The 21,776-nt window shown below is 35.0% G+C and carries 20 protein-coding genes; 15 read left to right on the forward strand and 5 right to left on the reverse strand.

Annotation, left to right across the window (positions count from 1 at the left end; translation table 11 throughout):
• Positions 1-18: 18 nt before the first annotated feature.
• The 12 genes from BLW20_RS06595 to acs all read left to right on the forward strand — a co-directional run bounded on the left by BLW20_RS06595 (position 19) and on the right by acs (position 13,490).
• Complete coding sequence (locus tag BLW20_RS06595) at positions 19-1,896, forward strand: LysM peptidoglycan-binding domain-containing protein (protein WP_091097834.1); 1,878 nt, start codon at positions 19-21, stop codon at positions 1,894-1,896.
• The gene (locus BLW20_RS06600) at positions 1,896-2,300 is read left to right on the forward strand and encodes an OsmC family protein (protein WP_091097838.1); all 405 of its coding nucleotides are present in this window, start codon (positions 1,896-1,898) and stop codon (positions 2,298-2,300) included. Before BLW20_RS06595 ends, BLW20_RS06600 begins: the two co-directional genes overlap by 1 nt.
• Before the next feature lie 71 nt (positions 2,301-2,371).
• The gene (locus BLW20_RS06605; RefSeq protein ID WP_091097842.1) at positions 2,372-2,602 is read left to right on the forward strand and encodes a DUF3820 family protein; all 231 of its coding nucleotides are present in this window, start codon (positions 2,372-2,374) and stop codon (positions 2,600-2,602) included.
• Positions 2,603-2,789: 187 nt separating this feature from the next.
• A complete protein-coding gene (locus tag BLW20_RS06610) occupies positions 2,790-3,743 on the forward strand; it encodes a T9SS type A sorting domain-containing protein (RefSeq protein WP_091097845.1) in 954 nt (317 codons plus the stop codon).
• A gap of 237 nt (positions 3,744-3,980) precedes the next feature.
• Complete coding sequence (locus tag BLW20_RS06615) at positions 3,981-5,597, forward strand: CTP synthase (protein WP_091097848.1); 1,617 nt, start codon at positions 3,981-3,983, stop codon at positions 5,595-5,597.
• A 40-nt stretch (positions 5,598-5,637) separates the two neighbouring features.
• Positions 5,638-7,512 (forward strand): membrane protein insertase YidC, encoded by a 1,875-nt coding sequence (yidC, locus tag BLW20_RS06620; RefSeq protein WP_091097851.1) that lies wholly within the window; start codon positions 5,638-5,640, stop codon positions 7,510-7,512.
• Between the two features lie 59 nt (positions 7,513-7,571).
• Positions 7,572-8,096: a hypothetical protein gene (locus BLW20_RS06625; RefSeq protein WP_091097855.1), complete on the forward strand. Its 525-nt coding sequence runs from the start codon at positions 7,572-7,574 to the stop codon at positions 8,094-8,096.
• A gap of 82 nt (positions 8,097-8,178) precedes the next feature.
• Positions 8,179-8,811 carry a toxin-antitoxin system YwqK family antitoxin gene (locus BLW20_RS06630; protein ID WP_091097858.1) on the forward strand — a complete coding sequence of 211 codons (633 nt, stop codon included), beginning with the start codon at positions 8,179-8,181 and terminating at the stop codon, positions 8,809-8,811.
• Between the two features lie 48 nt (positions 8,812-8,859).
• A complete protein-coding gene (mnmA, locus tag BLW20_RS06635; RefSeq protein WP_091097862.1) occupies positions 8,860-10,056 on the forward strand; it encodes a tRNA 2-thiouridine(34) synthase MnmA in 1,197 nt (398 codons plus the stop codon).
• Between the two features lie 66 nt (positions 10,057-10,122).
• Positions 10,123-10,542, forward strand: coding sequence for a hypothetical protein (locus tag BLW20_RS06640; protein ID WP_091097865.1), 420 nt, complete (start codon positions 10,123-10,125; stop codon positions 10,540-10,542).
• A gap of 12 nt (positions 10,543-10,554) precedes the next feature.
• Positions 10,555-11,493 (forward strand): NAD(P)H-dependent flavin oxidoreductase, encoded by a 939-nt coding sequence (locus BLW20_RS06645; RefSeq protein ID WP_091097868.1) that lies wholly within the window; start codon positions 10,555-10,557, stop codon positions 11,491-11,493.
• 89 nt (positions 11,494-11,582) lie between these two features.
• Complete coding sequence (gene acs / locus BLW20_RS06650; RefSeq protein WP_091097871.1) at positions 11,583-13,490, forward strand: acetate--CoA ligase; 1,908 nt, start codon at positions 11,583-11,585, stop codon at positions 13,488-13,490.
• Positions 13,491-13,591: 101 nt separating this feature from the next.
• On the opposite strand, the gene BLW20_RS06655 is transcribed toward acs, so the two are convergent.
• The 4 genes from BLW20_RS06655 to BLW20_RS06670 all read right to left on the reverse strand — a co-directional run bounded on the left by BLW20_RS06655 (position 13,592) and on the right by BLW20_RS06670 (position 15,807).
• Positions 13,592-13,981 carry a hypothetical protein gene (locus BLW20_RS06655; RefSeq protein WP_091097877.1) on the reverse strand — a complete coding sequence of 130 codons (390 nt, stop codon included), beginning with the start codon at positions 13,979-13,981 and terminating at the stop codon, positions 13,592-13,594.
• 12 nt (positions 13,982-13,993) lie between these two features.
• Positions 13,994-14,353 (reverse strand): hypothetical protein, encoded by a 360-nt coding sequence (locus tag BLW20_RS06660; protein WP_091097881.1) that lies wholly within the window; start codon positions 14,351-14,353, stop codon positions 13,994-13,996.
• Entirely contained in the window at positions 14,353-14,859 is a 507-nt protein-coding gene (locus tag BLW20_RS06665; protein WP_091097885.1) for a GbsR/MarR family transcriptional regulator, read from the reverse strand. Before BLW20_RS06665 ends, BLW20_RS06660 begins: the two co-directional genes overlap by 1 nt.
• A 291-nt stretch (positions 14,860-15,150) precedes the next feature.
• Entirely contained in the window at positions 15,151-15,807 is a 657-nt protein-coding gene (locus tag BLW20_RS06670; protein WP_091097889.1) for an HAD family hydrolase, read from the reverse strand.
• A gap of 100 nt (positions 15,808-15,907) precedes the next feature.
• On the opposite strand from BLW20_RS06670, the gene BLW20_RS06675 reads away from it, so the two are divergent.
• Entirely contained in the window at positions 15,908-17,122 is a 1,215-nt protein-coding gene (locus BLW20_RS06675) for an RsmB/NOP family class I SAM-dependent RNA methyltransferase (protein WP_091097892.1), read from the forward strand.
• Between the two features lie 7 nt (positions 17,123-17,129).
• Positions 17,130-18,182: an endonuclease gene (locus BLW20_RS06680; RefSeq protein WP_177165044.1), complete on the forward strand. Its 1,053-nt coding sequence runs from the start codon at positions 17,130-17,132 to the stop codon at positions 18,180-18,182.
• Positions 18,183-18,242: 60 nt separating this feature from the next.
• On the opposite strand, the gene BLW20_RS06685 is transcribed toward BLW20_RS06680, so the two are convergent.
• The gene (locus tag BLW20_RS06685; protein WP_091097896.1) at positions 18,243-18,506 is read right to left on the reverse strand and encodes a putative signal transducing protein; all 264 of its coding nucleotides are present in this window, start codon (positions 18,504-18,506) and stop codon (positions 18,243-18,245) included.
• A 210-nt stretch (positions 18,507-18,716) separates the two neighbouring features.
• Between BLW20_RS06685 and BLW20_RS06690 the strand changes: the two genes are divergently transcribed.
• Positions 18,717-21,725, forward strand: coding sequence for a tetratricopeptide repeat protein (locus BLW20_RS06690; RefSeq protein WP_091097899.1), 3,009 nt, complete (start codon positions 18,717-18,719; stop codon positions 21,723-21,725).
• Positions 21,726-21,776 lie beyond the last annotated feature (51 nt).

Here is a 21,776-nt window from a genome sequence, read left to right on the forward strand (position 1 = left end):
GTTTTTATATTTGTTACTATGAAAAGAATATTTTTTACATTATCTGCCTTGTTTTGTGTAACCGCCTTGTTTGCACAAACAATTACAAAAACGCACGTGGTTGCTAAGGGCGAAACCATTACGCAAATTGCAAAAAAATATAATACTACCAATAATGTATTGTTTCTGTTAAATCCGGAGGCTGTTGACGGGCTTAGTGAAAATCAGATTTTAAAGATTCCTACCACAAGTGATATTCAACACACAGTAAAATCTAAAGAAACGGTTTACGGCATTGCCAAGCAATATAATATTGCTATTGAAAAGCTGTACGATTTAAATCCGGGATTGAAAGAATATGGTTTAAAAATTGGACAACAACTGAACCTTACTGAAACAACAGCAATAAAGAATGTTCAGCAATTAACAGGAAAACCAAATGCTTCAACCGTAATTGTTGAAAAAGGCGAAACCATTTACGGTATTGCCGTTAAAAACAATACCACGGTTTCTGTTTTGTATGAACTGAATCCTGGTTTGCAGCAAAACGGATTAAAAGTAGGGCAGCCTATTAATATTCCCGTAGGAGACAAACAAACGGAAACGGCTTCTAAACCTGCAACAAAACCAAAAACCATTACTATTCAACCAAAAGAAACCCTTTACAGTATTGCGAAAGCGTATGGCGTTTCGCAGGAACAGTTATTACAATGGAATCCTGATTTGAAAAATGGTCTGAAAGAAGGTGCTGTAGTTATTGTAGGATATAACGAAACAGATGATAAAACAGTTCTGTTGCCGGTTAATGAAAACAGTAAGGCAAATTTTACTAAAAAAGGTATCGATCTAACATTACCAAACGATGGATCAATCAGAAATCTGGTTTTGTTGTTGCCTTTTAATGTGGCACAGAACAATTTTAATAATCCGTCGATTAATCAAAACATCAAAGAAAATGTGTTTTTGAATATGACACTCGATTTCTATTCGGGCGCTAAATTGGCAATTGAACATTTAAAAGATAAAAATTATAATTTAAATGTAAAATTTGTCGATTCAAAAGAAACGAATCGGGCATTGGACGTAAGTACTTTAAAAAACGATTTTGATTTTTCATCTACCGATGTTATTATCGGTCCGTTTTTTCAGAAAAATGTAGATGCCGTTTCCGAATCGTTTAAAGACCAGCAAACAATCATTGTTTCGCCGCTTTCTACCGATAAAGGAAAACCATATCCGCGACAGGTACACACCATGCCCAATACCGATATTGTAAAAAGAGAGTTGTTAGAATACGTGGTTTCTAAACAAGACAGGGTAGTAGCCATTACCGATGGTAAGAAAACACCGGCAACGTACTTTACTACCAATTATCCGTCAATTACAACATTAACAGTAAAAACCGACGAAAAGGTAAGTCCAACGGTATTGAAAAACCTGCTTTCTGAAACCGAAATGAATTACATAGTGTACGATGCCTCTTCACTGACAACTACGATAGAATTAATAAGTACTTTAAAATCGTTGCAAAAAGAATATCAAATTCAATTGGTAACTTTAGAAAAATTAGACATTTTAGATTCGTCTGATATTCAAATGAATGATTTAATTGCTTTAAAATATACCTTTCCGTCGGTTACAAATGATGCAGACAATAATAAAAAAGCCGCTTTTGTAAAACAATACCGAACAATTTACAAGAAAAATCCAAGTCGTTTTGCAACCAGAGGTTATGATGTAACCTATGATATCATTACAAGAATGTTTGAATCTGACGAAAATTCGAATATTTTTGATTACGGATCACAGCAAATAGAAAACAAGTTTGCCTACATAAATGAAAACGGCGGCGTGTATAACAACGCGGTTTACATTTTGTATTACGATAAAGATTTAACCATTAAAGAAGCAAAATAATGAGTACAAGTAAAGTAATATATAAAGGTGATTTAAGAACCGAATCGACCCATTTGCAATCGGGAACAATCATTTTAACCGATGCACCAACAGATAACCACGGACGCGGCGAAGCCTTTTCGCCAACCGATATGGTAGCAAATTCACTGGCAACCTGTATGTTCAGCATTATGGGAATTAAGGCAAAAGCAATGGATATTCGGATAGAGGATTCTACCGCCGAAGTAACAAAAATAATGCAGGCAGAACCCAGAAAAATCAGTGAAATTATTGTTTCGTTTGAAATGAATGCAGTTGTTGATGAAAAATCGAAAACCATTTTAGAACGTGCTGCAATGACCTGCCCGGTGTTTTTAAGTCTGCATCCCGATATTAAAAAAACGGTTAGTTTTAACTGGAAGTAAACATTATTGTAAAAAGTTTAAAATTGAACGCCGGCAGTTTATACAAAATCTGTGTATCTGTGACACATAATATGGAAGATCAAAACAAAGAATTAATAGAATTAGCACATGCAAAAATGCCTTTTGGAAAATTCAAAGGGCGTTTTTTGGTTGACATACCCGAACCGTATTACGTTTGGTACAAAAACAAAGGCTTTCCGGCAGGTAAATTAGGGAAACAACTGGCAATGATGTACGAAATTAAATTGAACTGCTTGGAAACAATGATTCGGAATATTAAAGATAAATTTTCAAAGGGATAAAATAATTCTGCGGAAGTGTATTTGATATTTTTCCACATTTATTGGAGAAAAGACTATTAAGATTGAACAAACCACCCATATTAGGTGGTTTTGTTTATTATATTTAAACTGGTATTTACCAAAAAATCTTATATTTGATACTATAATATTCTTTATATGTAGCAATGTTTCAAATCATTATATACTTATGAAAACAAAATTTATTACACTCCTTCTGTTTGTAGTTGGGTTAACTGCCCAATCGCAAACCACAGCCATACCCGATGCAGGTTTTGAACAGGTTTTGATTAATCTTGGCATAGATTCAGACGGAACAATAAACGGACAGATACTAACTGCCGATGCTTTACAGGTTACCCATTTGGATATAACGTCATCATCGCCAAATTCTTTTATACATGATGTTACAGGAATTGAGGCTTTTGTCAATATTGATACGCTAAAAATTAATTTTACGGAAATTAGCAGTTTAAACCTTAGTACTTTAAGCCAGCTTAAATATTTAGATGTTAATGACAATATGCTTACTTCGCTCGATGTTTCTAATAATATTTTGCTGGAATATCTGAGAATGGACAGTGTAGGCGATGTTTACCCAATTAACCATATATTGGAAATAGATTTAAGCAACAATCCCAATATTAATCATTTGGAGGCAAGCGGAACTGATCTGGTTAATTTAAAAAACGGCAATAATAATGAAAATATGAAGATTTGGGTAGGCTGTCCTCATTGCTGGGAAGACCCCGTGACTTATATTTGGAACTCCGTTTGTATCATTGTTGACGATGCTGTTACGGCTCAAAACATGGGATATCCTTATTCAAATTGGCTGATTGGAGATAATAATATAAATTTATCTTTCATTGATGATTATTCTCAGTGTACCGCTTCTACACCGTCTTTTAGTCAATCCTCTATCAAAATGTATCCTAATCCGGCGAAAGACATGGTGTATTTTGATTTGGAAGATACTATTCAAATTTATAAGGCAGAATTAATTGATATGAATGGCAAAACAGTCCGGACAGATAAAAACGTTACACGAAATTTTTCGGTACAAGGATTGTCAAAAGGAACTTATGTAGTACGATTATCAACCAATAAAGGAGTATCTTCATCAAAGTTGGTAATTGAATAAAACGGTATGAAATTAAGCAAAATGAGTTCGATATCATATCGGGCTCATTTTGTTTTTATTCATTTTTTATTGTAAGAATAAATGCACCTTTTTATTTTCTTTTTTAAGTTTATCAATCGATGAAAAGTTTTGTAAATAAAAAAGGACGGAATATTCAAAAACGAAAACTTTCATAACCCAAATTATAATTGTATTTTTGCCGGGTTTAGAATACAACAACGCAACACACTTATCACAATGAAACAATGTAAATATATTTTCGTTACCGGCGGTGTAACTTCATCACTTGGAAAAGGAATTATAGCAGCATCTTTGGCAAAATTGTTACAAGCCAGAGGATACCGAACCACAATACAAAAATTTGATCCTTACATCAACGTAGATCCGGGAACGTTAAACCCTTATGAACACGGCGAATGTTTCGTTACCAACGACGGTGCCGAAACCGATCTGGATTTGGGGCATTACGAACGTTTTTTGAATGTTCCCACTTCACAAGCTAATAATGTTACCACCGGTCGGGTGTATTTATCGGTAATTGAAAAAGAACGCCGTGGCGAATTTTTAGGAAAAACCGTTCAGGTGGTTCCGCACATTACCAACGAGATTAAAGAACGTATGCAACTGTTAGGCAAATCGGGCGATTACGATATTGTAATTACCGAAATTGGTGGTACAGTGGGCGATATTGAATCGTTACCTTACATTGAATCGGTACGCCAATTGGTTTGGGATTTAGGTGATAAAAACGCGATTGTTGTTCATTTAACTTTAGTGCCTTATTTGGCTGCTGCAGGTGAGTTAAAAACAAAACCAACGCAGCATTCTGTAAAAACCTTGATGGAAAGCGGTATTAAAGCCGATATCCTGGTTTGCAGAACAGAGCACGAATTATCCTCAGACATTAAGCGAAAACTGGCAGCTTTTTGCAATGTGTCACAAGAATCGGTTATCCAATCGTTAGATGCATCAACCATTTACGAAGTGCCAAACAATATGTTAGAAGAAGGTCTGGATACTGTGGCATTGAAAAAATTAGATCTTCCTGAAAAAGGATTACCTGATTTAACCAAATGGAACGATTTCTTACATCGTTTAAAAAATCCGAAACATACCATTAACATTGGTTTGGTTGGAAAATATGTAGAATTACAAGACTCTTATAAATCTATTTTAGAATCGTTCGTTCACGCGGGGGCATCGAATTTTGCCAAAGTAAACGTAGTAAGTATTCATTCAGAATATTTAACAACTAAAAACGTTGCAGACAAAATGAAAAATTTAGACGGTATTTTGGTAGCACCCGGTTTTGGTTCAAGAGGTATCGAAGGAAAGATAGAAACCGTTCGTTATGCCCGCGAAAACAACATTCCGTTTATGGGAATTTGTTTGGGAATGCAAATGGCGGTTATTGAATATGCCCGAAATGTTTTGGGATATGAAAATGCCAATTCTACAGAAATGAACGATAACACACCGTATCCGGTAATTACGTTTATGGAAGAGCAAAAAACAATTACCGATAAGGGGGGAACCATGCGTTTAGGCGGTTGGGACTGTGAAATTAAAGAGGATACCAAAGCCTTTGATATTTACGGAAACACTTTGATTAACGAACGCCACCGCCACCGTTACGAGTTTAACAATTATTATCAGGAAGCTTTTGAAACAGCCGGAATGGTGTTTTCGGGTGTAAATCCTGAAACAAAACTGGTTGAAATTATCGAATTGCCAAACCATCCGTTTTTTGTGGCTGCTCAGTACCACCCGGAATATAAAAGTACCGTAGCGAACCCGCATCCACTATTTGTGAATTTTGTAAAAGCAGCGGTTGATAAAAAATTAAATTCATAGTTCGCTTACTCTATTTTAAAAAGTAAAAATTTTCTCAAGAATGGAAGAAAAAAAATTAGACAAAAGTAGCCTGATTGGAATGGCTTTAATCACCGTTTTATTGGTTTGGATGATGTCGGGAAATATGTTTTCTGATAAAAAAGACGATAAAACAAAAGAAACAACAACTACCGAAACGGTTGCTAAAACACCAATTGACCAATTGGCTGCAACGGCACAAAACGATACATTGGCTCACGAACAATTAAAGAATGAATTAGGTTTGTTTGCATACGGTGCTACGTTGCCAAGTGTTGCAAATGCTAAAGACGTTGAAGTTGATAACGGTGTGTTAAAAATTGTTTTTTCTAATAAAGGCGGTTACATCAAAGAAGCTACGGTTAACAATCAAAAAAGAATTTCAAGCACTAACGATGATTTGGTAAAAATCATTGCGAACAATAATTCAAAGTTAGATTTAAAAATTGCTACAAAAGACAATCGTGTTCTTAATACAAAAGACATGTTGTTTGAACCAACTGTAACAAAAGAAGGCGAAAACACGGTAGTTTCAATGAAATTAAAAACTTCTGAAACAGCTTATTTAGAATACCGTTATGTGTTGAAACCGGATGATTATATGTTAGATTTAAGCATAAAATCAGTAGGTTTAAGTTCGGTTTTAAATACGGCAAATCCGGCAGAATTAACATGGCAGTTAAAAGCAACACGCAACGAAAAATCGAATACCTACGAAAATCGTTATGCTGAAATTGTTTATGAATACGATGGTGGTAAAGACGATTATTTAAATCCTGCTAAAACCACTACCGAAGAAGCAAAAGAGGTAACTTATGTAGCATTTAAACAACACTTGTTCACATCGGTTTTATTGACTGATACAGCTATTAAAACAGCAAAATTAAGTCAGCAAAATTTAGTAAAAGAAGAAAACGACGATGCTTATTTAAAAGATTTTGAAGCCGTGTTACCGTTAGAATATAAAGGTGGTGAGCTAACATACAATATGAATTTGTATATGGGGCCTACCGATTATAACGTGTTAAACAAATACGATAGAAACTTAGACGAAATTGTTCCGTTAGGTTGGGGAATCTTTGGTTGGTTAAACAAATTAATCATCATTCCTTTGTTCACTTTGTTAACAAATTTAATTCCACACGGAATTGCCATTGTATTGTTTACCATTGTGATCCGTTTAATTATGTCGCCAATTCAATACAAATCGTATGTATCGCAGGCAAAAATGAAAGTTATTCGTCCTGAAGTAAACGAAATCAACGAAAAGTATTCGAAAGATCCAATGAAAAAACAACAGGAAACAATGAAGCTGTACAACAAAGCCGGAGTAAATCCAATGGCAGGTTGTATTCCAATGTTTATTCAGTTGCCGGTTTTCTACGCATTGTTCAGTTTCTTCCCGTCAGCGTTTGATTTAAGACAAAAAGCATTCCTTTGGGCAGACGATTTATCATCTTACGACAGCGTGTTTACCTTACCGTTTAAAATTCCTTTTTATGGAAATCACGTAGCTTTGTTTCCAATTTTGGCGGCTTTGGCAACTTTTGTCTATATGAAAATGACTACAGGCGATCAGGCAGCAATGACTCCACAACAAGAAGGTATGCCGGATATGAGCAAATTAATGAAGGTAATGATTTACATTTCGCCAATCATGATGTTGTTCTTCTTTAATAATTACGCTTCCGGTTTATCGTTATACTATTTTATCTCGAACTTAATCACAATTGGAATTATGTACGTGATTAAAAACAAAATTGTTACAGAAGATAAAGTAAAAACGATTATCGAAACCAACAAGTCAAAAGAAAAGCCAAAATCTAAATTCCAGCAAAAAATGCAACAAATGATGGATCAGGCACAGCAACAGCAAAATGCTCAAAAGAAAAAGTAATTTATTTTTGATTATATTTAAAGCACCCTATATTAGGGTGCTTTTTTTAATTATGTGGTATGCAAAAAATATTCGTTTTATTATTTTTATTTAACTCTTTTATAGGTTTTGGTCAAGAGGAAGTTTCTATAAGCGAAATTTTAAAAAAACCAACAAAATATCATCATACCTATGTAACTGTTAAAGGATATTTTGATAATAGACATAAAGAAGGCAGAGCCATTTATTCAACCGTAGAGGATTGTGATATAAAAGCAATGAATAAGGCACTATTCTTATACGAATCAAAAACAGGTTTAGAAAAATTTAATATTTCAATTGAATGGAGCGGATATATTGAAGTAACAGCATATTTTTCATCAGAAAGAAAAGGAAGTTATGATTTTTTTGGAGGCGGTCTTCTTGATGTGCAAAGTATTAAAGTCTTACACGATGCTTGCTATATTAATGATCAAATTATCACTAAATATTATAATTCAATTAATGTTGAAAAACAACGTCTTAATGTAGATTTATTTAAAGAGAAATTTATTTATCTGAAAGAGAATTTTGCATATAAGAATGAAGATAATCGTGTCTATTAAATTGCTCAAAAACTTTGGCAAAAAAATTGCAATACCTAAACCATAAAACGTATTTTTGAAACAAATAAAATCAAGCAGAAAAATGAAACAATATATATTAACATCATTAACCGTATTGGCATCCGTTGTGGCGGTTTATGCACAAGATGTCAATAAAACCAATGCACAGGGAGAGCGAGAAGGTACCTGGATAGGATATTACCCGAATACCAATTACGTAAAATACGAAGGAACTTTTAAAAACGGTAAAGAAACCGGAACCTTTAAATTTTATGCCGATGAACCTGAAAAAAAATTAGTCGCTACCAAAGAATTTAAGGCAGATGGTTCTGTTTACGCTGTTTTTTTTAACGGGAAAAAGAAAATGTCTGAAGGTGTTTATGTCAATAAACAGAAAGAAGGAATCTGGAAAACATATCATTTTGACGGGCAAAGTGTGATGGCTGAAGAACCTTATACAAATGACAAAGTACACGGCATAAAGAAAATATATTATCCATCGGGAAAATTATCCGAAGAAATTGAATACAAAAACGGAATAGAAGACGGTATTTCTAATCAATACGCTGAAAATGGCGTGAAAATTAAAGAAACACAACATAAAAACGGAATATTAGAAGGAAAAATCATCATTCGTGATGAAACCGGAAAAATTACCGACGAAGCCAAATATGTTAACGGAAAGCTAATTGTACCTAAAAAAGATAAGAAATAAATCGCAACTCGGTCAATTGTTGTAACTTTGCAGTTCTATTTTTAAACAATGAAAAAACGAGTAGTAGTAGGTCTTTCCGGCGGAGTAGATTCCAGTGTGGCAGCACAATTGCTGATAGAGCAGGGATATGAAGTTATTGGTTTGTTTATGAAAAACTGGCATGATGATTCGGTTACTATTTCCGATGAATGCCCGTGGTTAGAAGACAGTAATGATGCACTTTTAGTAGCCGAAAAATTAGGAATTCCTTTTCAAACGGTAGATTTAAGCGAAGAATATAAAGAACGTATTGTAGACTATATGTTTAACGAATACGAGAATGGTCGTACGCCAAATCCGGATGTTTTGTGCAACCGTGAAATTAAATTTGATGTGTTTATGAAAATCGCATTAGATTTAGGGGCTGATTATGTTGCCACCGGACATTATTGCCGTAAAGAAGAAGAAACAATCAATGGCAAACCTGTTTATAAATTATTGGCAGGAAAAGATCCCAACAAAGATCAATCTTATTTTTTATGTCAGTTGTCGCAAGAACAGCTGGCAAAGGCTTTGTTCCCAATTGGTGAATATTTAAAACCCGAAGTACGCGAAATCGCTGCGAAATATGACTTGGTTACAGCCGAAAAGAAAGATTCACAAGGCCTGTGTTTTATCGGAAAAGTACGCTTGCCCGAATTTTTACAGCAACAGTTAAAACCCAAAAAAGGAATCATTTACGAAGTTTCAAATGAACATTTGGTTTATACAGCTGAGAAACCTCTGTTTGATTCATTAACAGATGAGTTAACTTGGGAAGCAACTTCTGTAAAATATACACCGGAAATGGGTAAAAAAGTTGCCGAACATAATGGGGCTCATTATTTTACCATTGGTCAGCGCAAAGGGTTGAATGTAGGCGGTACTCAAGAACCTTTGTTTATTATCGATACCAATGTAACCGAGAATACCATTTACACTGGGCAAGGTAACGAACACCCGGGATTGTTCCGCAAAACGCTGTTGGTACAACCGCACGAAATACACTGGATTCGTGAAGATTTAAAGTTGAAAAACAATGAAACAATGGACGTTATGGCACGCATTCGCTACCGTCAGCCATTGCAAAAAGCAACATTACACCAAACAGAAAAAGGCTTGTTCGTAAGATTTGATAATCCGCAATCAGCCATTACCGAGGGGCAGTTCGTATCTTGGCACATAGGCGAAGAATTGATAGGATCTGGAGTTATTTCGAAGTTGTAAATTAAATTGAAATAAAATTGCAAAACCAAACTAATTTTTTTAGTTTGGTTTTTTAATTTTTACGCCTTGAAAAAAATAGTATCTATTTGTGTTTTAACCAGTTTTGTTTCTTGCAAAACGTATGAACTTACACCTTTAAGTTTAAAAAATCAGTTAGAAAATAGTTCGTTAGAAAAAAAAGACATTCATTTAAATAACGCATCTATTTTTTTTAATTCAAATTATATGGCGGTTAGCCTTGATTCTTTAGAAGTTTTCGATAAAAAAGGAAATAGATATTACTTGCAAAATTCACCGTCTATAGAAATGCGTCTTATAAATTTTGAAGGCGAAAAATTTACAATGTATTTTGATACTGTTGTAATTAAAAACGACACATTAATAGGAAGCAGATCCAGATTTATGTCTGGTTTTAAGTATAAAGTTCCTTTTAATACCATATCCAAAGTTTTTGTACAAGACGGTCATAAAGATTTTAAAAATTAAATTCTGAATAAAATGAACAGAATCACACAACTATTTAATATAAAATACCCGGTTATTCAAGGTGGAATGATTTGGAACAGCGGATACAAATTAGCAGCAGCCGTTAGTAATGCCGGAGGATTAGGTTTAATAGGGGCAGGGTCTATGTATCCTGAAGTGTTGCGGGAACACATCCAAAAATGCAAAAAAGTGACCGATAAACCTTTTGGTGTTAACGTACCAATGTTGTATCCCAACATAGAAGAGATCATGAATATTATTGTCGAAGAAGGCGTAAAAATCGTATTCACTTCGGCTGGAAATCCCAAAACCTGGACATCCTGGTTAAAAGAAAAAGGTATAACGGTGGTACACGTGGTAAGTTCTACCAAATTTGCTTTAAAAGCACAAGAAGCCGGTGTTGATGCAGTGGTTGCCGAAGGTTTTGAAGCCGGCGGACACAATGGAAGGGAAGAAACTACAACTTTTACGCTGATTCCTATGGTAAAGCAACAAGTACAGATTCCATTAATTGCTGCCGGAGGTATTGCAACCGGTAAAGCCATGCATGCTGCAATGATTTTGGGTGCCGATGGGGTACAAATGGGAACCCGTTTTGCAATGACGATTGAAAGTTCTTCACATCAAAATTTCAAAAAAGCCTGTGTAGAAGCAAAAGAAGGCGATACCTATTTAACGTTGAAAGAATTAGCTCCGGTTCGTTTAATCCGCAATAAATTTTTTGATGAAGTACAAACGGCGTATCAAAATGGTGCATCGGTTGACGATTTAAAAGCATTGTTGGGAAGAGCACGTGCAAAACGTGGAATGTTTGAAGGCAATTTGGAAGACGGCGAGTTAGAAATAGGTCAAATTGTAGGATTAATAAACGAAATAAAATCAGTTACTGATGTAATGACCGAAATTATCAATGATTTCAAGCAATCGGCAGCTACCCAATATGAATTTTAAATTCTAATTCACGAAACAAAATCAAAGAATATCGTTAAAAGGTATTCTTTTTTTTATTAAATTTATTTTCCTAAAAAGAAATCATCACTATGAGTTATTATAAAATTGAAGATTTAGAACAATACTTTAAACATTATAAAAAATCTGTTCGCGAACCAAGAAAGTTTTGGAGTAAGATTGCTGAAGAAAATTTTATATGGTACCGGGTTTGGGACAAGGTTTTTGAGTTTGACATGACCAAAGGCGATATTAAATGGTTTGTAAATGCCAAGCTGAATATTACAAAAAACTGTATCGACAGGCATTTGTCAAAACGCGGCGATAAAACAGCCATTATTTTTGAACCCAATAACCCCAACGAAGAAGCACAGCACATTTCTTATAACGAACTTTATACAAGGGTTTCAAAAACAGCAAATGTATTGCGATCGTTAGGGGTTACAAAAGGCGACCGCGTGTGTATTTATCTTCCAATGATTCCCGAACTGGCAATAACCATGCTGGCTTGTGCGCAAATAGGAGCCGTTCATTCAGTTATTTTCGCAGGATTTTCAGATGCTGCCATCAAATCGAGGGTAGAGGACTGCGGAGCTAAAGTTATTGTTACTTCCGACGGATCGTTCAGAGGAGAAAAAACAATCAAAACTAAAGAGGTGGTAGATAAAGCGGTTGAAAACTTGCCTTTAGTAGAGAAGGTATTGGTGGTAAAACGCACCAATGAACCCGTTGCTTTTAATGAAAAAATTGATGTTTGGTTTGATGAATTGTACGAAAAAGCCGACACTGTAAGCCGTACCGAAATTATGGATGCCGAAGATCCGTTGTTTATTCTTTACACATCGGGTTCTACCGGAAAACCAAAAGGAATGGTGCATACCACAGCAGGGTATATGGTTCAAACTGCTTATACATTTAAAAATGTATTTAATTCTGATAAAGACGATATTTTTTGGTGTACCGCCGATTTGGGTTGGATTACTGGGCATTCGTATATTTTATACGGGGCTTTGTTAAACGGAGCCACCACTGTGATTTTTGAAGGCGTTCCAACGTATCCCAATCCATCAAGATATTGGGATATTATTGATAAATACAAAGTAACGCATTTTTATACAGCTCCTACAGCAATCAGATCATTAATGACTGCCGATTATTCGTATGTGGCATCACATGATTTATCATCGTTAAAAGTTTTAGGATCGGTAGGAGAGCCTATTAACGAAGAAGCCTGGCATTGGTTTAACGATTTTATCGGTAAAAAGCGTTGCCCTATTGTTGATACCTGGTGGCAAACTGAAACCGGTTCCATAATGATTTCTCCGCTGGCATTTATCACTCCAACCAAACCCACTTATGCCACTTTACCCTTACCGGGCATTCAAACCGTTTTAATGGACGAAAAGAATAATGAAATTGAAGGCAATCAGGTAATGGGCAGTTTGTGCGTTAAATTTCCGTGGCCTTCTATTGCACGAACCATTTGGGGAAATCACCAACGGTTTATTGAAACCTATTTTTCTGATTATCCGGGGATGTATTTTACCGGCGATAATGCTTTGCGAGATGAAGTAGGATATTACCGAATTACAGGCCGTGCAGATGATGTGGTTATTGTTTCAGGGCATAATTTAGGAACAGCACCTATCGAAGATGCCATAAACCAACATCCGGCGGTTGCAGAATCGGCAGTAGTTGGTTTTCCGCATGATATTAAAGGAAATGCACTTTACGGTTTTATTTCGTTAAAAGTAGAAGGAAGCAGCCGTGACCGCGAAAATTTGAAAAAAGAAATCAACCAGTTAATAGCAAACCATTACGGACCCATTGGAAAATTAGATAAAATCCAGTTTGTAGATGATTTGCCAAAAACACGTTCAGGCAAAATTTTGCGCAGATTACTGCGTTCAATCGCTACCAATCAGTTAGATAATTTTGGAGATACTTCTACGATGATCAATCCGGAAGTTATTCAAACCATCATCGAAAACAGGTTGTAAACTTTTAGAACTTTTTTACAATCAATGCTTGGACTGATAAAATAAATTCCATATATTAAAAAAGGCTGTTCAAATAATACGAACAGCCTTTACTATTAATTTTACATGTTGGCTTGAAACACAGGTGGTGTGGCTCTTCTTTGCTTAGCGATTCTTTTTCCTCTGAAAAAAAGATACATGTTAATAAACAGCATAATTCCTAAATAGATGCTAAATCCACCAACTTTATAGCTCAGTTGCTCTATAAGTTGTTGTACACCGGCATCATACGGCAGACGCATTCTTAAGATATACAATGCAAAACCCACATTCAGCAAATAAAATCCAATACGAAACAAATTGTTGGTTGCACTGGCAACATCAGGTCTGTTTTGAAAAATATCGTTCATATAAACCGTACTGTTTTTAAACAATGTATAAGCTACATAATAAGTAAGCCCAACGGCAACCGGTAAATAAATAAAATAAGCGGTGACAGTTAAATTTTCCATGATCTTATTGATTTAATGATTAATTGATTTTTGTGTTTTATTTGAGATAAGATAAATTATAAGCATGTTGTTATAGTGCAATGCCGCCAGAATAAAAATTAAAATTCCGGTTTTAGAGGCAATACTGCTAATCATTTCGGTTACATTTTGAACTCTTTGCCAATAACTGAATTGGATAATGGCATAACCAATATTAAACAGATAATAAGCAATCAGCAGCAGATTATTGGTTGTATCGGTAAGATCTTTCCGGTTATGAAAAAAAGACAAAATAAATACCCTTCCGTTGCTATGGAATAACCTGCCTACCCATATAATAATATAACAGGTAATAAGGGCAAAAATACCGTATGAAAGGATATTGTAATTCATCACATAATAAGTTTAATTAGTTTTACCAAAAGTTCTCCCCGGTTGGTACTGAAAATTTTATTGGCAATAGTCTCCAGCTGATCCGTTAAAATTTGAATGTCTTTTACCGTTTGGTGAAATTCTTTGCCCTCATCGGTTGTATCTTTTTCAGTGGCAGCGGTAATATCTTTCAAAATATCCATAACCGGATCCAGTTCTTTCTGTTTGCGCATTAAGGCAATTTTCATAGCCCATTTAAGCACTTCTTTTTCTGCAACAAAATATTCTTTTCTATCGCCGGCAATATGTTTTTTATACACAATTCCGTATTCAACCAATTGCCTGATACTCATATTGGCATTACCTCTTGATATAACCAGACGTTCCATAATCTCATCTGTTGACAAGGGATTGCCTGATGAAAGAAGTAGGGCATGTACCTGTGCGACCGATTTGTTAATACCCCATTCAGAACCTAAGGCTCCCCAGGTATCTATAAATTGTTGTTTTGCTTCAGCTAATTCCATTTTCTCTTTTTTGATTCAATTTTACAATTCAAAGATAATTAAAGTTTTTGTATTTTCAAAAAATATTGAAAATAAAATAATTTATTTTTTTAAGATTATTTAGAAAGAGTAGAGGATAGTTACAAAAAAAGAGGTTGTCCGAAAAGTCAAATAATTAAGTTTAGTTGTCATTCCGACGAAGGAGGAATCTCATATAATCAATACTTTATATTTTTCGACTTCACTCCATTTCGCTCAAAATGACACTTTTTGGACACCTTCTTTTTTTTTATTTTTTGGAGATTATGAAAGCTATTTCAACCTCTTTATAAAATCGGCATTAATTTTATAAAAATCGTCAACTAAGATGCTTGCACCTTCCAGATTTTGGAGTTTAGAATTTTCGCTGTTGTATCCCAAACAGTAAATTCCGGCAGCACAAGCCGCTTTAACACCGTTGGTACTGTCTTCAATAATAATACACTCCTCTTTTGTGTTTTTAGACAACGAAGCGGCATGTATAAAAATGGTAGGGTCGGGTTTAGATTTTGGAAAATCTTCACCACTTACCTTGTATGAAAAATAATCATCAAGATGAAACCTGTTAAAAACCCTGCTGATGGTACTTTTTGATGCAGACGATGCTAAAATCAGTTCTAAACCATTAGCGTGCAAATCTTTAATTAAATGTTCCACACCAGAAATCAGCTCCAAATCGGGTTTTGTGTCAAAAGCATCGTTAAACAACGAACGTTTTCTTTGTATTAAATCTTCCACTTCTTCATTCAATCCAAACTGATCTTTCAGCTTTTGAAAAACATTCCGGGTAGAATTCCCTGTAAAAGTAGCATATAATTCATCGGAAACAGTAATTCCCAATTCGTCAAAATGCTTAAAATAAGCGTATTTATGTACGGGTTCTGTATCCACAATAACTCCGTCCATATCAAAAATAACGGTCTTAACCATAGTAATTAAACGTTTGTGCAAAGATACGTAAAGCTGCGGTAAAAAAAGTATTTCAAAGCCCACATATAAATTGTAACTTTGTAGGCTTATTTTAATTAAAATGCGTTTACACAGAAATTTGGTTTTTGCCGTTATCGATTCTCTTCTAAATATTTTTAACGAAGGTGAATATGCCGATAAAGAAGTCGCAAAAGCTTTGAAAAGAGATACTCGTTGGGGAGCAAAAGACCGTAAGTTTGTTGCAGAAACCATATATGAAATTGTTCGTTGGAAACGATTGTACACCGAAATTGCTGAAGTAAAAGAACCTTTTACCCGCGATGCTATTTGGAGGATTTTTGCAGTTTGGGCAGTGTTGAGAGGTATTACTTTGCCCGATTGGAAATATTTTGAAAACACGCCGGTTCGCAGAATAAAAGGTCGTTTTGACGAATTGTCTAAAATCAGAAAATACCGTGAATCTATTCCCGACTGGATGGATGAATTAGGTGTTCAGGAGTTAGGTGAGGAAATCTGGACAAAAGAATTAACGGCTCAAAACCAACAGGCACAGGTGGTTTTACGTGTAAATACCTTAAAAACAACCAGACAAAAACTACGTGCCCAATTAATGGATTTGGATATTGAAACGTATTTTGACGATAACTATCCCGATGCATTGATTTTAAAGGAACGTGCCAATGTTTTTATGACTCCTTTATTTAAAGAAGGTTTGTTTGAAGTACAAGATGCTTCTTCGCAAAAAGTGGTTCCGTTGTTAGATGTAAAACCGGGAATGCGTGTAATAGATACGTGTGCAGGGGCTGGCGGAAAAACATTGCACATTGCCGCTAAAATGGAAAACAAAGGACAAATCATTGCAATGGATTTGTACGAAAGCAAACAGAAACAACTAAAAATTCGTGCAAAACGCAATGAAGTTTTTAATGTAGAATACCGAATTATAGATTCAACAAAAGTCATCAAAAAATTGCACGACAAAGCCGACCGCGTATTGATCGATGCGCCGTGTTCTGGTTTGGGTGTACTGAAAAGAAATCCGGACAGCAAATGGAAATTGCAACCGGAATTCATTGATGAAATCAAAAAAACACAACGTGAAGTTTTAGAAAATTATTCAAAAATGGTAAAAGTAGGCGGCAAACTGGTTTATGCAACCTGCTCTATTTTACCTTCAGAAAACGAAAAACAAATTAATCATTTCTTAAAAACCGATTTCGGACAAAACTTTAAATTTGTGAAAGATGAAAAAGTATTGGCACATCAATCTGGTTTTGACGGTTTCTATATGTGTTTAATGGAACGTGTAAAATAATTCAGTTATGAAGAAAAATATATTCGCAGTTTTAGCTTTATTTTTAAGCATAAGTATATTCGGACAAAATATTCCGGCTTATTATAACGGAATAGATTTTTCATTGAGCGGTGTTTCTTTAAAAAACCAATTAACCACCTTAATTACTAATACACATACCAACACATTGACCTATAGCCAAATTTGGAATGCCTTAAAGATTACAGATTTAGACCCTAACGATACTTCTAAAGTATTATTGGTTTATGGTTGGGTAGGTACCACAACCGGTCAGCAAGCATTTAGCAGAGACAAGAACAATAACGGAGGGAATAATGGTCAATGGAACCGTGAACACACCTATGCCAAATCTATTGGAACACCAAATCTAGGCGAATCCGGACCGGGAGCAGATGCACACCATCTTCGTGCTTCGGATGTGCAATGGAATAACAACAGGGGCAATAAAAAATTTGCTTCCGGTAGCGGAAATTCAGGCAATGTGGGTTCTAACTGGTATCCGGGCGATGAATGGAAAGGTGATGTAGCCCGAATGATGATGTATATGTACGTGCGTTATGGTTCACAATGCCTGCCTTCAAATGTTGGTGTGGGATCTACGACTAATACTCCTGACGCTATGATTGATCTGTTTTTACAATGGAATATCGAAGATCCGGTATCAGCAGTTGAAATTCAACGAAATGATTATTTAGGTGGAAACGGTACGTATGCACAAGGAAATAGAAATCCGTTTATTGACAACCCTTATATAGCCACTAAAATTTGGGGTGGAGCACCTGCCGAAGATAAATGGGGATTATTAGGTAATGAGAAGTTTAATAAATTCACATTTAATGTCTATCCTAATCCGGCTACAAATAATGCCGTTTTTATTTCAACTGATGAAAAGATAGAGTTAATCACTGTTTACAGTTTAGACGGAAAATTGATTAAAAAGATAACAAAACCACAGTTTACCAAAGATGTTTATCAAATCAAGGAATTAAAAAGTGGTACGTATATCCTTAATTTAAAATCAGGCAAAAACATAAGTACAAAGAAATTAATAGTAAAATAAAAGAGTTTAACAAACAAAAAAATCCGACAACTGCCGGATTTTTTTGTTACATTAAATTAATTATTCTTCATCTTCATCAATTAAATCCTGTACCTCGTCAATATCGTCAAAGTTTTTTTCAACCAGGGCATAACGTGCTTTTTCTTCGTCTTCTTCTAACACAAAAATGTGTACGGCTTTATCAGCAGAACCAAAACCGGCAGTTATAGCCGATTCAATATCGTTTCGTTCAATATAAGAAATGTTGTTTTCTTCTAATGTGTTTTTTACTGCCATAGCCATAATTGCAGTTCCGGCAAAAATCTCAATATGTTTTTGTTCCATAATTTTTTATTTAAATATAAGAATTATTTTTTAATTTCAAAAAAAGCTCTTTAAATACTTTCGTGATATACTTGCTTTCAATATTCACACTCAAAAAAAATCTAACAAAAACTTCAATAAAAATAAGTAGTTGAAACAATTAATTATAACAAAAAGCGTTACATAACTATAGATATTTTAATATATTTGGTACTTAAAAAAATAGTTGAAATGCGAAAAGCGAATCATTTTTTATATTTATCTTTTTTGCTGGGCGGATTGTCGGTACAGGCACAGCAATCTTACAATTACACAAAAGAGAACAAAGATTTTTACGATGCCGTAAATCTTTACAATGAGCAACAATACGCTATGGCTCAGATTTTATTTGACAAAGCCACTATTAAAAATAATAACAACGAAATTCAGGCAGAAAGTGCGTATTATAGTGCCAATTGTGCTATTCGTTTGCGACAACCCGGAGCAGAACAAAAAATAAATCAGTTCATTTATGATTATCCCACAAGCAGCAAACAAGCCCAGGCGTATATCGATGTGAGCAATTTTTATTTTTCCCAAGGCGAATATGATGAATCATTGCGTTATGCCGGAAAAATCAATGAAACGATTTTAAGTCCGGCAGATAAAGACCGGATGAATTTCCAAATTGGATACGGGTATTTTACCAAAAAAGATTATGCCAAAGCCAATACCTATCTGCAACAAGTAGATTTAGACGGAAAATATGGCAATCAGGCAAAGTATTATTTAGGATATATTTCGTATGCCAACAATGATTATGCGCAGGCAAATGAATATTTCGCCAATGTGGAATCGGTTGAAAAGTACGAAGAGCGTATGGGATATTACAAAGCCGATATGCAGTTTAAAAGCGGAAACTTTGAAAAAGCTATTGAAGAAGGTTTGGCTCAAATGCCAAAATCGACCGAAATGGAAAAATCAGAACTTTCAAAAATCATTGGCGAAAGTTATTTTAACCTGAAACAATACGATAAAGCGTTACCTTATTTATTGGATTATGAAGGGAAAGAGGGTAAACTAAGCAATGTTGATTTTTACCAGTTGGGTTATTGCTATTATCAACAAAAAGACTACACCAAAGCGGTTTCAGAGTTTAATAAAATCATTAGCGGAAAAGATGCTGTTGCACAAAACGCTTATTACCATTTAGGAGAAAGCTATTTGAATTTAGAACAAAAAACGCAAGCATTAAACGCGTTCAAAAATGCTTCTGAAATGAATTTTTCTGCAAAGATTCAGGAAGATGCGTATGCCAATTATGCGAAATTGAGTTACGATATTGGTAATCCGTATAAAAGCGTTCCCGAAGTAATTACCGATTTTTTGGTTAAATATCCTGAAACACCCTACAAACAGGAACTGAACGATTTATTGGTAGATTCATATATCTCAACCAAAAATTATCAGGCGGCGTTAGAAGTGTTAGAATCTAACCGTACACCCTTAAACAAAGCGGCTTACCAGAAAGTTACTTTTTACCGAGGTGTGGAATTTTTTAACGAAGGAAAATTCAGTCTGGCAAACGGTATGTTTAACAAATCAATCGCAGAGCGTCAGGATAACAACTTTGTAGCCCGTGCCACTTATTGGCGGGGCGAAAGTGAATATGCTCTGAATCGTTTTAACGATGCGTATCAAACCTTTACCACTTTTAAACAGTTGCCACAGGCAAAAAATACACCCGAATATAAAAATGTAGATTATAATTTGGGATATGCAGCTTACAAACTAAAAAATTACAGCGATGCCAACACGCATTTTAAAAGTTGTTTGTCGGTTGTTACAGACGATGCAAAAAAAACAGATGCTACACTTCGTTTAGCCGATGGCTATTTTGTGACCAAACAGTATTGGCCGGCTATGGAAATGTATAATTCCATTTTAAAGAGCAATTCGGCTTATAAAGATTATGCCGCGTTTCAAAAGGCAATTGCTTATGGTTTTGTAGATAAAACACCGACAAAAATTGAGGAATTACAAAAATTTGCCAATACTTATAAATCGTCCAGTTTGGTTGATGATGCTATTTACGAATTGGGAAGTACCTATGCCAATACCAATCAAACCAACAAGGCTATTGAAACATTCAATCAGTTGATTACAGACCATCCGCAATCAAATTTGATTTCAAAAGCCATTTTGCGTCAAGGGGTGGTTTATGTCAATGCCAATCAGGTAGATCAGGCCATTGAACGGTTCAAAAAAGTAGTAAATGATTATCCGGGATCGCAAGATGCAATCGAAGCCGTTCAAAATGCACGTGTTGCTTACTTAGATTCGGGCAGATCCAATGAATTTGCTGCTTGGGTTAAAAATTTAGATTTTGTGGATATTTCTACTGCCGAATTAGAAAACGATGTATACACTTCGGCAGAAAACCAAATGGCTCAAAACAATAGCGATGCGGCTTTAAAAAGCTTAAACGATTACATCAGTAATTATCCAAACGGACTGCACGCAACCAAAGCGTATTTTAACGTAGCAGAGATTTATTACGGAAAAAACAAGGTTTCAGAAGCTAAAACAAATTACGAAAATGTTTTAAAACGGGGCAAATCAGAATATACCGAGCAAAGTTTGGTTCGCTTGTCGAATATCTATCTGGCAGAAAAAGATAAAGCCAATGCACAACGTGTTTTAGGTCAGTTAGAAACGAATTCAAGTAACGATTCCAACAGATTGTTTGCGCAATCAAACTTAATGAAGTTAGCGTTTGATGAGGGCGATATGACCACGGCGGCAAAATATGCAAATATTTTAGCTGCAAATACCAAAGTTGACAAACGCATTAAAGCTGATGCGACCGCAATTAGTGCCCGTGTCGCCCTTAAAAATAACGATATGGCAAACACACGTAAGTTATATGAGCAGCTAAATACCATTGGAACAGCTGAATTAAAAGCTGAGGCTTTATATTACGACGCGTACTTTAAAAATGCAGATAAAAAATACGAAGCATCTAACAAAACAGTTGAACGATTGGTTAAAGAATATTCAGCTTACAAATATTACAATGCCAAAGGACTGGTGTTGCTGGCTAAAAACTTTTATCAGTTAAAAGACAGCTATCAGGCAACTTATATTTTAGAAAGTGTAATTGACAATGCTGCGGAGTTTACCGATGTGGTAACTGAAGCACAAACAGAATTAGCTAAAATAAAATCAGAAGAAGCCAAACGTAATTCATCGGTAAAATAAATTGTTATGAAATCGCCATTAACAAATTGTTTGTTGTAAACAAACACCAGT

The organism is Paenimyroides marinum (genome assembly GCF_900108395.1).
GTDB lineage: Bacteria > Bacteroidota > Bacteroidia > Flavobacteriales > Flavobacteriaceae > Flavobacterium > Flavobacterium marinum.